Origin of the sequence: Cyanobacterium sp. Dongsha4 (genome assembly GCF_036345015.1) — a bacterium.
Lineage (GTDB): Bacteria > Cyanobacteriota > Cyanobacteriia > Cyanobacteriales > Cyanobacteriaceae > PCC-10605.
Genome location: NZ_CP084098.1, coordinates 860004 through 875035 on the forward strand (window position 1 = coordinate 860004; position 15032 = coordinate 875035).

The 15032-nt window shown below is 33.7% G+C and carries 16 protein-coding genes and 1 pseudogene; 6 read left to right on the top strand and 11 right to left on the bottom strand.

Annotated elements, in window-relative coordinates; all coding sequences use genetic code 11:
* Window positions 1-393 precede the first annotated feature (393 nt).
* The 10 genes from Dongsha4_RS03600 to Dongsha4_RS03645 all read right to left on the bottom strand — a co-directional run bounded on the left by Dongsha4_RS03600 (window position 394) and on the right by Dongsha4_RS03645 (window position 7791).
* Window positions 394-744 carry a DUF1257 domain-containing protein gene (locus Dongsha4_RS03600; protein ID WP_015220787.1) on the bottom strand — a complete coding sequence of 117 codons (351 nt, stop codon included), beginning with the start codon at window positions 742-744 and terminating at the stop codon, window positions 394-396.
* A gap of 118 nt (window positions 745-862) precedes the next feature.
* Window positions 863-2383, bottom strand: coding sequence for an AAA family ATPase (locus Dongsha4_RS03605; protein WP_330204383.1), 1521 nt, complete (start codon window positions 2381-2383; stop codon window positions 863-865).
* A gap of 56 nt (window positions 2384-2439) precedes the next feature.
* The gene (locus Dongsha4_RS03610; protein ID WP_015220789.1) at window positions 2440-2784 is read right to left on the bottom strand and encodes a hypothetical protein; all 345 of its coding nucleotides are present in this window, start codon (window positions 2782-2784) and stop codon (window positions 2440-2442) included.
* 193 nt (window positions 2785-2977) lie between these two features.
* Complete coding sequence (locus Dongsha4_RS03615) at window positions 2978-3619, bottom strand: 7-carboxy-7-deazaguanine synthase QueE (protein WP_330204384.1); 642 nt, start codon at window positions 3617-3619, stop codon at window positions 2978-2980.
* Window positions 3620-3644: 25 nt separating this feature from the next.
* Complete coding sequence (locus tag Dongsha4_RS03620; RefSeq protein WP_330204385.1) at window positions 3645-3980, bottom strand: cupin domain-containing protein; 336 nt, start codon at window positions 3978-3980, stop codon at window positions 3645-3647.
* Between the two features lie 83 nt (window positions 3981-4063).
* Window positions 4064-5098 (bottom strand): DNA cytosine methyltransferase, encoded by a 1035-nt coding sequence (locus tag Dongsha4_RS03625; protein ID WP_330204386.1) that lies wholly within the window; start codon window positions 5096-5098, stop codon window positions 4064-4066.
* A 9-nt stretch (window positions 5099-5107) separates the two neighbouring features.
* Window positions 5108-5461, bottom strand: coding sequence for a type II toxin-antitoxin system VapC family toxin (locus Dongsha4_RS03630; protein WP_330205386.1), 354 nt, complete (start codon window positions 5459-5461; stop codon window positions 5108-5110).
* A 43-nt stretch (window positions 5462-5504) separates the two neighbouring features.
* A complete protein-coding gene (locus Dongsha4_RS03635; RefSeq protein WP_330204387.1) occupies window positions 5505-5744 on the bottom strand; it encodes a DUF2281 domain-containing protein in 240 nt (79 codons plus the stop codon).
* 14 nt (window positions 5745-5758) lie between these two features.
* On the bottom strand, window positions 5759-6556 hold the full coding sequence (locus Dongsha4_RS03640) for an endonuclease (RefSeq protein ID WP_330204388.1): 798 nt from the start codon (window positions 6554-6556) through the stop codon (window positions 5759-5761).
* Window positions 6553-7791: a DNA cytosine methyltransferase gene (locus Dongsha4_RS03645; RefSeq protein ID WP_330204389.1), complete on the bottom strand. Its 1239-nt coding sequence runs from the start codon at window positions 7789-7791 to the stop codon at window positions 6553-6555. Before Dongsha4_RS03645 ends, Dongsha4_RS03640 begins: the two co-directional genes overlap by 4 nt.
* Window positions 7792-8160: 369 nt before the next feature.
* Between Dongsha4_RS03645 and Dongsha4_RS03650 the strand changes: the two genes are divergently transcribed.
* From Dongsha4_RS03650 to Dongsha4_RS03670, 5 genes are all read left to right on the top strand, one after another.
* On the top strand, window positions 8161-8643 hold the full coding sequence (locus Dongsha4_RS03650) for a thermonuclease family protein (RefSeq protein ID WP_330204390.1): 483 nt from the start codon (window positions 8161-8163) through the stop codon (window positions 8641-8643).
* Window positions 8644-8754: 111 nt separating this feature from the next.
* A complete protein-coding gene (rpsU, locus tag Dongsha4_RS03655; protein WP_015220795.1) occupies window positions 8755-8931 on the top strand; it encodes a 30S ribosomal protein S21 in 177 nt (58 codons plus the stop codon).
* A gap of 711 nt (window positions 8932-9642) precedes the next feature.
* Window positions 9643-10311 (top strand): cytochrome b6, encoded by a 669-nt coding sequence (petB, locus tag Dongsha4_RS03660; RefSeq protein WP_015220796.1) that lies wholly within the window; start codon window positions 9643-9645, stop codon window positions 10309-10311.
* 160 nt (window positions 10312-10471) lie between these two features.
* Window positions 10472-10969: a cytochrome b6-f complex subunit IV gene (gene petD, locus Dongsha4_RS03665; protein ID WP_015220797.1), complete on the top strand. Its 498-nt coding sequence runs from the start codon at window positions 10472-10474 to the stop codon at window positions 10967-10969.
* Window positions 10970-11211: 242 nt separating this feature from the next.
* Entirely contained in the window at window positions 11212-12135 is a 924-nt protein-coding gene (locus Dongsha4_RS03670; protein WP_330204391.1) for a class I SAM-dependent methyltransferase, read from the top strand.
* Between the two features lie 632 nt (window positions 12136-12767).
* On the opposite strand, the gene Dongsha4_RS03675 is transcribed toward Dongsha4_RS03670, so the two are convergent.
* Window positions 12768-13103: a hypothetical protein gene (locus tag Dongsha4_RS03675; protein WP_330204392.1), complete on the bottom strand. Its 336-nt coding sequence runs from the start codon at window positions 13101-13103 to the stop codon at window positions 12768-12770.
* A 1341-nt stretch (window positions 13104-14444) separates the two neighbouring features.
* Here Dongsha4_RS03675 and Dongsha4_RS03680 point away from each other — a divergent pair.
* A pseudogene (locus Dongsha4_RS03680) lies at window positions 14445-14888 on the top strand (M23 family metallopeptidase); the annotation flags it as partial.
* Between the last annotated feature and the right edge of the window lie 144 nt (window positions 14889-15032).

The following is a 15032-nucleotide window of genomic DNA, read 5'->3' on the forward strand; positions in this document are numbered from 1 at the left end:
TTACCTATCATTTTCTCATTATTACCCACATTTTCGATGTAGAACTAAGAATATCACATATATTGTATAGATTTTCAGAGATATTTACGGTTCAAACTAACTCGAATTCGATATAAAATTATCGCTTAAGTTAGGCAAAAAGCAAGAGGCAAAGGTAAAGGTAAACTGAAAGGACTGTAGGAGTGCAACGAACTCTTATTACTTGTTTCTCTCTCCCTAACACCCCAACACCCCAATACCCCAATCCCCTACCCCTAACACCTGCAACCTGACATCTACCCTTATAGGTAAACTCAGGTATTAGATTGAAAAATAGACAACAAAAAAGGGGCTAACCAAAATTAATTGATTAACCCCCATAATTGGGAACGCACTTTTAGCCAGAAAATGACATTATTTAAGAACTAACTTGACGTTAGCATTTTGTAAACCACGTTGCTTAACTTCGCTCAAAGTTTTGTTAACCGCATATTTTTGGTTGATAGAATTGATTAACTCAGTTTGATTATGCTTTTTAGCAACGCCCCAGAGATCAGCGATTAGGTCAAAGCTACCATCAGCATTACGAGACCAACCGAGATCATATTCTCCATCTAATACTGCTACGATGTCGGCACGAATGCGTTGGCTGTTGTAGCCACGAACATCAGCGTCAGTTTTGACATTAATACCTAAGTCTTTTAAAGAATTAGTTAAGATTTCAGCATCTGTGATTTTGGTTCTTAAGGTGCTAAAATGAGACATGGGGGATTCCTCCTAAAAGATTAATAAAAACAACAAACAATTAAAAAGTAAAAAGCACATAATGTGCGATGAAAACTGTTAGCCTAAGCTAACCCTTCTCTGAAGCAGAGAAAGCCTGTTAAAACTCCATGCGTTGATATTCCGCTATGGAGGACGAAGCAGGTCGGGCGCGTTGTCTTGCCCAGTCTCGTAGTGCTGAGACCTGTTCAGTCATAGTGCGGGATAGGGGCAATGTGGACTTGATAGCGGCGATAATGTCTAGCTGTGTGAACTCTCGCTCTTGGGCAAAAGCCTCATACATAGCGGCGACGATCGCTTGTTCTATTTCAGCCCCTGAAAACCCGTCAGAAACCTTTGCTAATTGATCCAGATCAAATCTGTCAATATCATGGCGACGTTTTTTGAGGTGAATATGGAAAATCGCTTCTCTTTCTTGGGCATTAGGTAAATCAACGAAGAAGATTTCGTCAAAACGACCTTTGCGTAAAAACTCACCGGGTAGTTTTTCTAAACGGTTAGCCGTTGCCATTACGAATACAGGGGATTGTTTTTCCTGCATCCATGTGAGGAATGAACCGAAAATACGACTAGATGTTCCTCCATCAGAATCTCCAGAACCCGCACTACCTGCGAAGGCCTTGTCTAACTCATCGATAAAGAGTATAGCAGGAGAAATTGATTCTGCGGTTTTTAAGGCACTGCGTAAATTGGCTTCAGATTTACCAACCATCGAACCATCATAGACTCTACCCATATCTAAGCGAAGTAAGGGTAAACCCCATAGTTTAGAAGTAGTTTTGGCAATGAGTGACTTTCCGCACCCCGGTACGCCTAAAATCAGCATCCCTTTAGGTTGAGGTAGTCCATAATCTCTTGCTTTTTCAGTGAAAGCCTGAGAACGTTGAGTTAACCAGCGTTTCAGTTCTTCTAAACCACCTACTCCCTTGATAGTTTCATCCTCCTCGATATAGTCTAGGATACCGTTACGACGAATTAGTTGCTTTTTCTCAGAAAGGACAATTTCAACCTCTTCATCGCTTAATTTTCCTGCCTTGACTAAGGCTTTACGATATACCTTTTCCGCTTCATCGATGGTTAAACCTAGTGCGGCACGACGCAGTCTTTCCTTAATTTCAGGCTGTAACTGCTTTCCTCTGGCTCTTTTGAGGGCTTTTTCCAAAACCTGATCCAATTCACTGGCTTGGGGTAAGGGAAAATCTAACACCACGAGGTCTTTTTCCAATTCTAAAGGAGTTTGTTGATAAGGGGACATTAATATGATAATCTTATCTGTACCTTTAAAAGAGGCGATCGCATCTCTTAACCAACGGGTAACGGGGGGAGACTCTAAGTAAGGATGTAAGTCTTTGAAGATATAGATTCCAGCTTCCTTCTGTCTGACAACCCACTCGATGGCCGCTTCAGGGGATACGGTGTTGTGTTGTACAGAACTACGACTAGGGTTATCTAATTCCACTAGACCACGAGTAACAGTCCAAGCATAAATGCGAGGGGGATTCTTACTGTCTGACTCTGCCACTATATCGGCGATCGCCTTTTCAGCTCTTTCTTCCTCGGATGTCACCAAGTAGATGAGAGGATATTGAGCTTTAATCAGAGTGTTTAGTTCTTCTTTCATGGGATCAACCTCTTTATGTAGGCAGTTTACTGTCGTTATAGACTATGAATCACCGTTTAGCAGGGAATTAACTCCTCTTGCCCTTCTGTACCAGTAGTCACGGAAGATTTTTCACCAATTAAGGGAAACTCTTCATCAACAATACTAGGTTGGTTTTTCAAAGAAATCATTTTGCCATCACGCATTACCATTGCGGCATTACATTCAGGGCAAACGTGTACTTGGTGAGTTTTGCCATAACTGGCCTCTACTTCCTCCACGGTTTCCGGGTGTTGAAGATAAAAGCTAATAGCTTTTTCGACTAAAGCTGACATGGAATCAGTTTCGATCGCCGCCTTTACTTTCAATTGACGGTGTAAGGTAGGTGGAAGATAAAGAGTAACTTTTTGCTTATCTTGCATATTCGCTTTATTTTGATATGCCCAAATGCGATGTTCTTAATTTAACTGCTTTTTTTTCATCTGTCAAGATGTCAACCCGTTATAATGGCAATATTGTTACAAAACTTTACATTAGGCTAATAAAATCACCTCAGTTTGACATAAGAATACCTTAATTTAGAAAGGTTTGAGGGTATAGGAATTGAAATTAGTTTTAAAGAATATTGAGATATTTATGAGTTTGCAAACTCATTCGCCATTGTGGATGAGAAAGAATATAGTCTATGACTAATTTCTGACTAGCAGGATTTTCCCACTGAGGTTGTAAATATTTGACTGTATGTCTAGGTAATTTTTCTGCCTCTGAGACTGCCCATTTTAAATCGTTTTCATTATCAATAACTACTTTTAACTCATCTACTTGAGCATAAATACTTTCATAAGGCTTCTTATATGGTTTAGGAGAAAGAGTTACCCAGTCAAATTCTCCAGTAAAAACATTGCTTCCAGAAGTTTCTAAATGAGTTTGATAACCTCCATACTTTAATATTTTAGTTAAAGGCAGAAGATTGTGTAATAAAGGCTCTCCTCCAGTGATAATAATATGTTTAGTCTCAATCGTATTGACTTCATTCAATAAATTTTCTACCGTAAAGAAAGGATATTTTTTCATTGACCAAGTTTCTTTTTGATCACACCAAGGGCAGTAAACATCACATCCTGCCAAGCGAATGAAAAAAGCATTAACACCCGCCCAAAAGCCTTCTCCTTGTAAAGAATGAAAAATCTCCACTACAGGATACTCTACTTTTAAATAGTCTTTTATATCTTCTTCTTTTTTATTAGATAAAAGCATTAATCTTACTCCTATATTAAAAATATTAATTTACAACACCAAAATAATTAATAATTAAGTTATCATCACCATTATTAATGATTTCATGATTTTCATTTGGCTCAACTAAAACACAAACACCTTTTTCTAAAATATATTCTCGCTCATTAATTTTAATAATTCCCGTTCCTTTTTCCACATAAAAAACTTCCCACATATCATCATGATTATGAACATATGCAACTTGTTTAGGAGCGAAAATAGCTTGTGAAAAATTAGTAATATGGGGCAATTTTCCCTTGTTTAAAATAGTCTTTTTTTTAATAGATTGATTATGAGATACTGACTGATTAGGTAATTCTTTTAGAGAAATATATTCCATATTGATTGAGGAATTTATATTTTTATAGATCAATTATTATAAACTATTTTAAACCTCAGATGTAATGTAAATACAGAAAAATTTTATCTGTTTTTGTCACTGGCAAAATTTAAGAGTGAAACAACTTTAGGATGAAAAGTAAACAAATTATCAACGGCAAAAATTTTTTCTACTATTGACTTTAAAACATTAACCACGACACTATTACCAAATTGTTTATAGGCAATATTTTTACTATCACTAATTACAAAATCATCAGGAAACCCCATAATTCTGGCACATTCTCTTGGTGCTAATTTCCTGATTTTACCATTGATTAAATAAACTCCTGTTTTCGCACCGACACCACCACCATAAGCTGATAGAGTGATAGCATGACCAAATTGATGATATATTCTTTCTCCTTGCCCACCTTTATTAATCATACCGATTCTGATGGGTTTTTGTGGATAATTACCGAAAATATCTCTATTTATTTCTAAATTATCCTTAATTTTTATATCACTTCTATTAATAATAAAATCTTGAATTTCTGAGTTATCTAAACAAAAATCGATTAAACTGGTTGCTTTACTATAACTATTAGGAAAAATAAAATTTTTAACTTTTAAATCTTTTCTAAAACCTAAAATATAAATTCTTTCTCTTCTTTGAGGTACACCAAAATTAGAAGCATTTAATACTTGATAAAAAACATGATAACCAATCTCATTTAAAGTATTGTCCACAACTTTTAAGGTTTTTCCCTCATGATGCCTAGCAAAATTTTTCACATTTTCTAAGATTAACAATAACGGTTGATGATATTGAGCAATTCTCACTATATCAAAAAATAAAGTACCCCTAGTATCATTAAATCCTAATTGTTTGCCAGAAATACTAAAGGCTTGACAAGGAAAACCAGCACACAAAATATCATGCCTAGGAATATTATTTTTGGGAATTATGGTTATATCTCCTTCGGGTAAAATACCGTAATTTTTTAAGTAAATTTCCTGACAATGTTTATCCCATTCGGAAGCAAAAACACACTTAGCTCCATAATAATTTAATGCTTGATGAAATCCGCCAATTCCTGCGAATAAATCGATAAATTTTACATCTTTTAAAACTTTCATTTATTCATTTTAAGGATAAGATAATAAATTAATTTCATCAATAAAACGATAGTCACTTTGATTTTTCGACAAAAGAGGAATATCTAAAATAATTGCCGTAGCCGCTATCAAAGCATCTGCAATTAATAATCCATGACTGAGACGATATTTTTCTAATAATTGACACCCTTGATTCGAGATTGATTCATTAACATTAATAATCAAAAATCCTTGCAAAAATTTATTAAGTTTTTGTTGCTCTATTTTATTGCGACAACCGATTATTAACTCCATTTTAGTAATGACGCTTATACATAGTTTATTATTTAATTTTTCTTTGTTAATTCGATTAATTGCTGTATAAATTTCTCGACTAATATCGATTTAAATATCCGTATCAATTCAAATTTTATTACTCATTTAATTACTACCACTCTTGCTTTCTAATTTCTCTTACCCATTCACTACTATTCTTCATATCTTCTCTATCTTTCCACATTCCAATAAAGGATTCTTCATCTATTTTATCAGTAAGTTCTAAATCTCTATTGTCACTTTTTAATGAGGGATACCGTTTTTTTAATAATTCAATAAAATCGAGCAATAATAATTGTAACTCTTCAGGAATACTGTCAATTTCTGCTTTAATTAAATCTGCGATAGTCATAAAATATCTCCTAATTATTCTTGTTTACAAATATTCTTTATTTCTTCTTCTGAAATCTCATTTTTAAACACTAATTGATAGTGTTTTTCTTCCACAACAGAAAGACGGAATTTTTCCTGAGTTTCTTCTACAGATAACTCTAAAATAGCTACATCATTATCGCTTAAAAACTGCAAAGCAATAGGCTTACAAATTAGATTCGGATAGCGAATTTTACAAAACTCAATATCTTGCATAACTTGTACAATACCAAAGCTATCACCTGGTGATTTCGCTTGACAAGGTAAAACAAAATGAGCACCTCTTTTATTAATTCCTAAATAAATTTCATCAATTTCAATTTGTCCAATAGTATCTATACTGGTTCTTAAATGATTTTGAATTGAATAACAAGTTAATCCAGTAAATATATCAATTAGTCGATTATATCGAACTTTGGTTAATAAGGCTTGTTCATCCATACCCGGTGCATAGCGTTTCACAATTTCGGGAGTAGCATCTGGTATTTTTATTAACTGTCTATTTTTTGTTACTTCAATTTTCCCCGGAGTTGCTTGTCTAAATTCGTATGAAGCTCTACCAGTACCAATTATAATCCAATCAGTATTTTCGGGAGCTTTATTTTTGATAGAATCAGGCAAATTTCTCCTAAAGCGATAAGTGTAGGGAATATCACCTAAATTTTTTATTCTATTAATATTTAAAGTGTCACAGGCTTCAGCTAATTCTTCTCTACCAAATGATACTTTTTTATAACCTTCCTTATAGTTATTAAAGAATACTGTTTCTATAATGTCATCATATTTACTCATAAAACACTCATTTCTAATCTTTTTCTTTTCGGAATTATATCATTAGAAACATTCCAATAATTTGATGCTTTATCCATATTGTATGCCATAAATTCTAAATCAATTTTTTCTAATTTTCTCACTTCTAATTGGTTAATGTCCACTTCTAAAACTTTAATTATTTCGTCTCCTATTGCCTTCGCTAACATAGGAATAACTGCGTTACCAATTTCTCGGAAACCATGCCAAATTGTCTCATGAAATAAAAACCAATCAGGAAATGTATGCAGTCTTCCTGCTTCCCTTACTGTAATACATCTTGGTTGATTGTAGTGGATAGGACGAGCGGCAGTATAAGCTCCTTTATCTCTGGCGGTTCCAGCCCTTAGTGTGTTACACAATCCTGTAGGTGAAAGTTTCAAAAAACGACTGGTTTTTTCTACTTGTCCTTGAGGGGTATTTTGAAAACGTTGTTTTGATTTTTCTGTATGATTTGAGCCAACATGATTATAAACTAAATTGTCTCGTTGTCTGTCATGACATAATCGATAAATTCCTTGAGGTTTTAGGGCAAAATTACGTCTAAATCCTGAATAATCGAGCTTATTTACTTCTATACCTTCATTTTTACCGATAAAAACAGGAATATTGCCTAAATCATTGATAGTATTCGCCACGTCATTATATTCCCCTGTTTCGAGGGGATAGTTAACGGGAGGCATATCATGACGACTACCCATAAGAATAAGGCGTTTTCGCTTCTGGGGTGCACCAAAAAGACTTGCATCGAGAATTTTAATGGGTTTTGCAATGTGATAACCCAATGACTCAAATTCGTTGATTAATTCTTCTAAAAATTGTTTATGATTACCAACGGCTATACCCGGTACATTCTCAAAGACAAAATATTTCGGTTGTAAATCTCGAATTATTCGCACATATTCAAAAACTAATGAATTACGAGGATCATCTAATTGTCTTTTTCCCATGAGAGAAAACCCTTGACAGGGTGGCCCCCCTGCGATTAAATCGATTTCATCGATACCTTTATCTTGAAGAATCCCTTTTAAATACTCGGTTTTGAGATGGTTTATATCTTGACAAATAGTGTGAGTGTAGGGAAAATTGAGATGATGAATTAAGGCATGGATTGCGTCAAATTCTACGGCTACCATAACATCAAATCCAGACGCTTCTAAACCTAATGACATTCCTCCACATCCCGAAAAAAGGTCGATCGCAATTGGTCTTTTCATTTAAGATAAAATATATAGTTAAGTTTTTTGTTATAGTATTAATTATAAATTTATATGCTGGTTCTAAATACAAAATTAGATGAAAATATTATGATTCTCTCTACTAAAGTTATCTAACATTTTTAACCATTTTTAAATAGTGTTATTTTGATTCTATCAGGAATAGATATTTATTTCAAGTACAATGCCAAAGGTACTTTTACAACAACGATCGCACCTAGTTTTTTAGCCTCCAATTTCTTGATATTTGTGGTTTTATAGCTTTTAGTAAAAGAAGGAAATACAATTTTTGAGACCGCATTAAATTTTATATACAACTAACATAATTCCTTTTTTTATAACTGATTACATAAAAATATTTTTTATTTCATGATTAAAAATCTTTTACTAATATGTTTTTTAATTATTTTCTTATTTAGTTGTAATTCTTCAGATAGAGTTGATGGTATAAATGCAAAAATAAATAGAGTAATAAGTGGACAAACCCTAGAAATTGTAGTCGATAAAAAAATCTTTTCTCTCAGGTTAATGGGGGTAGAAATACCATCGAATATTGATTATGATAAAAAGTTAGCTCAACAGCATTTAATTCGATTATTGACAAATAATTATCATTATCCGCTTAATTCGGTAATCGTCAAAGTTGAAACACAATTAAATCAAAAAGATAAATATGGACGTTCGATAGGATATGTTTGGTTAAACAATCAATTGATTAATCGCAAAGTTTTAGAAGGAGGATGGGCGATCGCATCTTTAGAATATACGGATGGAAAATACGATCAAGATTTACTACAAGGCGAAGAATACGCTCGAATTATGGAGAATGGAGTCTGGAAAATTCATTATTAATGAACTTAAAACATAAGATTTAATGGTCAAATCCTTTTAATATTTTGATATAATGTGCTGATCACGATATAATTGAAAATGCAGTAAATTTTAGAAAAAGGAGGATATTGCATGACCCAAGTGGTTGTGGGACAAAATGAAAATATAGAATCAGCTTTACGTCGTTTTAAAAGACAAGTTTCCAAAGCGGGTATATTCGCTGATATTAAGCGTTTACGTCACTATGAAACCCCCATTGAGAAGAAAAAACGCAAAGCCGTTGCTCGTCGCAAAAAACGTTTTCGTTAAGGTTTAGATTTAATCATATTATTTTAACTGTTTGAGTTAATTTAATTATGGGGTTAATTTATTTGAGAGTTATACACATCTAAGCCCCAAATACTTTCGACAAAGCATCACTTTTGTTGATTGCTTCAAAACATATCCCGAATTACAATATCAGGGGATAAAAGATAAGTTAAATTGTTATTTTTAAGGTTTGGTGATTTTTTTGAATATATAAAGTAAGGGAAATTTCCCTTAAAACAGTTCAAAGGCAACAAATAAACAAAACATTGCTTTTGACTGTTATTTTAAGTTTCTGTTTCTAGTCATCATCAAAACTAGCAGAAAAACTTAGAGATATGTTAAATTTTATTTAGTAATTGAAGAATAGTTGTCTTATACTTTTTCTTTTTTTACTAAAACGTCATGATATAATCATCCAATTGATTAATTGTCGTTGTTAACTGGAGATAACTTAAAGAATTGTGTCTAAAATTCTCAGGTTTCCTTGTAGCACACAATTAAGACGTTTTAGGCAGTAAATAACGTAAGTCCTAAAAAAACAATTATCCTAAAAGTGAGAAAGAGAAACTGAGTAACACAATTTAGGTAAAAGCCTTGCCGTTAGGCTTTATAGTTCAAAACAGAACTAAAGAAGATACTTGTATATTTCTACAGGTTTTCTAAATGGCACTTAACTGTACATAAATAATAATATATTTAGCTTAGGGCTTAATGTTTACTAAACAAGTAACCGATTCACCTGTTTATAAATGGTTTAATGATCGTTTAGAAATCGAAGCGATCTCCGATGACATTAGCAGTAAGTATGTTCCCCCTCATGTAAATATTTTTTACTGTCTTGGTGGAATCACTTTAACTTGCTTCTTAATTCAGTTTGCTACTGGGTTTGCGATGACTTTTTACTACAAACCCACCGTTACCGAAGCGTTTTCTTCTGTTCAATTCATCATGAATGAAGTTAACTTCGGTTGGTTAATTCGTTCTATCCATCGCTGGTCTGCTAGTATGATGGTCTTGATGTTAATTCTCCACGTTTTCCGTGTTTATTTGACTGGTGGTTTCAAAAAACCTCGTGAGTTAACTTGGATTGTGGGTGTAACAATGGCAGTTATTACCGTTTCTTTCGGTGTAACTGGTTATTCTTTACCTTGGGATCAAGTAGGTTATTGGGCGGTTAAAATCGTTTCTGGTGTACCTGCGGCTATTCCTGTGGTGGGAGATCAAATGGTAGAACTTTTAAGAGGTGGTGCGAGTGTTGGTCAAGCAACTTTAACTCGTTTCTATACTATTCACACTTTCGTTTTACCTTGGTTAATGGCAGTGTTTATGTTATTACACTTCCTCTTAATCCGTAAGCAAGGTATTTCTGGTCCTTTGTAAATTGATAGTTAACTTTGAAGGCGATGACAATATGTCTCGTCTTTTTCAATATTAGTTAACAAATTGACAGGACATAAGGATGTTCAGGATAAAATAAAACATAATTCTTGAATTGTCTTTATTCCTTTTTCTCATTCATTTAAGGAGATAATTGCATACTATGTCTAATCCTAATTCTCAGTTAATTAAAAAGCCAGATCTTAATGATCCTAAATTGAGAGCAAAATTGGCTCAAAATATGGGACACCACTACTATGGTGAGATTGCGTGGCCTAACGATATTCTCTATATGTTCCCTGTATGTATTTTGGGTGCATTAGGTTTAATTGTTGGTTTAGCAATTTTAGATCCTGCTATGATTGGTGAACCTGCTGATCCTTTCGCAACTCCTTTGGAAATTTTACCTGAATGGTATTTATATCCTGTATTCCAAATTTTGCGTATTTTACCTAACAAACTTTTAGGTATTGCTTGTCAAGCGGCTATTCCTTTAGGTTTAATGCTTGTTCCTTTTATTGAAAGCGTTAATAAGTTCCAAAATCCTTTCCGTCGCCCTATTGCGATGACTGTATTTTTATTCGGTACTTTAGTTACCCTTTGGTTAGGTGCTGGTTCTGTATTCCCTATTGATAAGTCTTTAACTTTAGGTTTATTCTAGGTTCTAGTACGTTGATTTTTATTAATCATCTCAAGTAAAAAAGGTCTGTGATTGCTGTATAGCCTGAAATTGGTTAGATGCGATCGCAGCCTTTAGTTATTTTAATCTCAGTTGGATATAAAACTCTATTTATTCAATAACTTTTTAGTTATATTTTGTTACAAAGATTGTTTTTTAACCTTAAAAAAAGTTAAATATATAAGGATTATAAATAATCAATTGTAAGTGATAAATAATTTAATATGACTATTAGTGCTACCTCTGCAGAAACGACCCTAAGTACGAAAATCATTAATGGTTTATTAGCCATAAAACCCTTGGCGGAATTTGCCAAAAACAGAGCCAGAAACATGATTATCAAACGGGCTTATTCCATTGGGGTAAACTGGCAAGAAAATATCAATTCCTTACAAAATCATGATTGGGAACAAGAAATAAATTCTTTAACCAACACTAATATAAGTTATCCAGACTATTATCTTAACTCTTTCCATGCCTACGAAAAAGGAAATTTGCAATGGGAAGCGGCTTGGGAATTAGAGTCGGCGGCTTATAGCGTTCATTCTACCATTTATAGTAAAACTCCTCAAAAAGAGGGCGATCGCACCCTCAGAAATAACTATCATCAAGTATTAAAAGAAAAGTTAACTATTACTCCTCAAAATATTCTTGATATTGGTTGCGGAGTAGGATTAAGTACCTTTGCATTAAAAGAACAGTATCCAGAAAGTGAAATTTCAGGGTTAGACTTATCTCCCTACTTTCTCTCCGTTGCCAACTATCAAAGCCAACAAAAAAATCAAAAGATTCAATGGTTACACTCTCAGGCTGAAAAAACAAATCTTCCCTCAAACTCCCATGACTTAGTTTCCGCCTTTTTAATTTTTCATGAATTGCCTCAATTAGCCGCAAAAAATATAATCGAAGAAGCCCATAGAGTCCTAAAAACAGGGGGATACTTTTGCATGATGGACATGAATCCCCAATCAGAAGTTTACAAAAAAATGCCTCGTTATGTGTTCACCCTCTTGAAAAGCACTGAACCTTATTTAGACGAATATTTTAGTTTGAATATGGAATCAGTTTTTCTCGATGCTGGATTTGAAAAACCCTCTATTATTCCCATTAGCATTCGTCATCGTACAATTGTTGCCCGAAAGAGATAGCAAACCTCTATTGAGCTTAATAATTAACCTGAACTAGATGTAAAATTGTCGGTTAAGTTAGGCAAAAGACAAAGTAAAAAGGGCAAGGGGCAAGGGGCAAAGATAAATAACCTCAGTTCGGTTTAAGAATATCCGATAAGGTTAGGTGTCAGGTTTCAGGTTGCAGGTTACCTGAGTTCGATGAAGAAAGTTTTGAAAAATAACAACTTGAGAGTTATCGCAGAGAAAATTTTGCGAGAAAAAATAATTAAATAAATTCTTATGAAATTAATTTATTCAGCTTTTTTGTCAATAACTATAACTTTTAACTCCGAACCCCGAACTCCGAACTCCGAACTCAGGTCAGGTTGCAGGTGTTAGGATGATGACCAGATGAGAAGAGAGAATGAGAGGAGGAAGTAAAGGCTTAGGGTTTGAGGTGGTAGGGGTTGAATATATTTTTAACGTTAGTTCGGGTTAAGGCAATTTTATCGTTATTTCTAAGAAGCTATAAGGTTTTCTGACTACGAGTTGGTTTCAGCTTTCAGCTTATCCAAAACTCAGGTTAAATAGTTGATAATTAATAACTCCTAACTCCGAACCCCTAACTCCGAACTCCGAACTCAGATGATATTCTTGCGGAAGAATTAAAATTAGATTAGAGAATTAAAATCCCTTCTCAAAAGATTAACATTAGCAATTCTCCCAATAATTAAGATTTCTTCTTGTGTTTTGCTAAAATTGTTTCTCCATTTTTCAATTTCTTTTTCCTGATGTAACCAAAAATCAATGATACTTTCTATCACTTGATCCCAGTTCCAGTCTGGCTTTTGAGGAATCATATCCGTTGATTGAATAAAACTGTCTAAAGTACATTCATAGCTTCCTAAATAGGCTTTACTACGATGAGGGCTTTGTTCAACTTTTTGTTGATAGTAGAAAAAATCTAATACGGGAGCAATTCCCACAATATCAAAACAGTAGGTCATTGTTTGATTTTCTCCTCAATTTTAAACGACAGTAATTATTTAAAAAATTTGTTTTATTTTTATTAAAGCTGATTTGAAAAAAAAGGGTTGATCCTAGAAAAGAAAGAATCGAATATTGACCATCATAACCGACAAGAAGATTCAGTTTTGTTACTTACGAACTTTTCAAGATTTTCAGGGTTTTATCATAATCTCTACTAAGAATAAGTCATAAAAAATTAATAGGTGATTTCTCTTAGATGACGAAAAATAAATCAAAAACCAATAGCTATTAACTCTTATAACCTTTGTTAATTAATACAAACAGAGAAATAAATTTTTAGTGGTTAATTACAATATTGCCTAACACATATAAGAAATTTATATCATTAATTTTAAAATAAATTTACATTTATTGATATATTAGGTTAGAATTTAGTCTTAAAAAAAGACATCCATTTATAATTAATTGGAGTCAATTAATTTTACTAAAGAAAATAGTTGCCCACGAATAATTTTATTTAGCGTGTGACGAGTAACAAGGAAACTAAATCCATGAACTTAAAGTGTCTATCTCAGAGATTATCTTCTGCTGGATTCGTTCTAGCATTAGGATTAATCGCATCACCTGAATCAGTTAGTGCCACTGTCTTAGAGTCTGTTAAGACAAAAACCCAAGAATTTTCCCAACCTACTTTATTGGTTAATAGTGCCGAACAGGTTTCTATTTTGACGGAGAATACTTCAAGTTTAAAAACTGATTCTAACAGTAACTCTATAGTTGCGAAAGCGACTTCTCATTCATCTAACATCAATAATGGTGTTGTCACTGAAAACAATGTTTCCAGAGTCATTACTCCTTCTTTTGATCAAAGATTAAAAACGTCGGCCACTTCTTTTGAGTCGGCGGATAAATTTACGGTTGCAGATAATCAGATTATTTCTGGAAGTCAAGAGCAACCTTTGAGTATTCCCGTTAATTCTGCGGAGTCTCCCAATTTGATCAAAACTGAATCTGTTTCTATTCCCATTGCGATCGAAACTTCTAATAATAGTTCTGACGTTAGTGCTGTTAATATACCTGTTGTACCTTCTGCGAAGGATTCTTTTATCAAGCAACAGACTGAAAGTAATACTACCAACAATGTTATTACCTTAGATGTAGAAGAGCCAACATTTATTTCTAATGGTGATGTAAATGCTGATTCTACCGTAAACGAGAATAACATCAATCTGATTAGTGCTTCGAGTCAAGACAATTTTGAAGATAGCTCTCAAAACAGTAATCTAGTTAGTGTTGTTCCCATTCAAATAGAATACTATGATCCGACGATGAGTCCTGCGGTAGGAGATATTGGTTCTCCAAATTTACCACAACTGAATTCTCCTGACCCTTATTTACCTGAAAGTCAAAGACCTTTTCGAGGTTATATTTGGCCTGCTAAAGGGGTGTTTACTTCTGGTTATGGTTGGCGTTGGGGTAGAATGCACAGAGGTATAGATATTGCCGCACCAGTGGGAACTCCTATTTTTGCGGCGGCTGATGGAGAAGTTATCACTGCTGGTTGGAATTCTGGTGGTTTTGGTAATTTAGTCAGAATCAGACATTACGATGGTAGTGTTACCCTTTATGCTCACAATAGCAAAATTCTGGTTCGCCGTGGACAAAACGTCACCCAAGGGCAACAGATAGCCAAAATGGGTAGTACTGGTTTTAGCACTGGTCCTCACTTACATTTTGAAATCCATCCTAATGGTAGTAAAGCGGTAGATCCGATCGCATTTTTACCAAGAAAAGGAAAATAAATCACTTTTCAGGAATGAGAAATGAGGAATTAAGAATGAGAAATGGGGAATTACTATTCTGATAAAAATATGTTTAATTTTATGAATTTACTTTAATTATTTTATAAATTTGAGTATATTTTGCTAGAAAAAAAAGCATTAGTT

Bases quoted from the DNA above. Each gene is read 5' to 3' on its own strand.
- petB (WP_015220796.1), top strand. From the start codon at position 9,643: ATGTTTACTAAACAAGTAACCGATTCACCTGTTTATAAATGGTTTAAT.
- Dongsha4_RS03650 (WP_330204390.1), top strand. From the start codon at position 8,161: ATGATTAAAAATCTTTTACTAATATGTTTTTTAATTATTTTCTTATTT.
- rpsU (WP_015220795.1), top strand. From the start codon at position 8,755: ATGACCCAAGTGGTTGTGGGACAAAATGAAAATATAGAATCAGCTTTA.
- Dongsha4_RS03605 (WP_330204383.1), bottom strand. From the start codon at position 2,383: ATGAAAGAAGAACTAAACACTCTGATTAAAGCTCAATATCCTCTCATC.
- Dongsha4_RS03635 (WP_330204387.1), bottom strand. From the start codon at position 5,744: ATGACTATCGCAGATTTAATTAAAGCAGAAATTGACAGTATTCCTGAA.
- Dongsha4_RS03610 (WP_015220789.1), bottom strand. From the start codon at position 2,784: ATGCAAGATAAGCAAAAAGTTACTCTTTATCTTCCACCTACCTTACAC.
- Dongsha4_RS03675 (WP_330204392.1), bottom strand. From the start codon at position 13,103: ATGACCTACTGTTTTGATATTGTGGGAATTGCTCCCGTATTAGATTTT.
- Dongsha4_RS03670 (WP_330204391.1), top strand. From the start codon at position 11,212: ATGACTATTAGTGCTACCTCTGCAGAAACGACCCTAAGTACGAAAATC.
- Dongsha4_RS03640 (WP_330204388.1), bottom strand. From the start codon at position 6,556: ATGAGTAAATATGATGACATTATAGAAACAGTATTCTTTAATAACTAT.
- Dongsha4_RS03625 (WP_330204386.1), bottom strand. From the start codon at position 5,098: ATGAAAGTTTTAAAAGATGTAAAATTTATCGATTTATTCGCAGGAATT.
- petD (WP_015220797.1), top strand. From the start codon at position 10,472: ATGTCTAATCCTAATTCTCAGTTAATTAAAAAGCCAGATCTTAATGAT.
- Dongsha4_RS03615 (WP_330204384.1), bottom strand. From the start codon at position 3,619: ATGCTTTTATCTAATAAAAAAGAAGAAGATATAAAAGACTATTTAAAA.
- Dongsha4_RS03645 (WP_330204389.1), bottom strand. From the start codon at position 7,791: ATGAAAAGACCAATTGCGATCGACCTTTTTTCGGGATGTGGAGGAATG.
- Dongsha4_RS03620 (WP_330204385.1), bottom strand. From the start codon at position 3,980: ATGGAATATATTTCTCTAAAAGAATTACCTAATCAGTCAGTATCTCAT.
- Dongsha4_RS03600 (WP_015220787.1), bottom strand. From the start codon at position 744: ATGTCTCATTTTAGCACCTTAAGAACCAAAATCACAGATGCTGAAATC.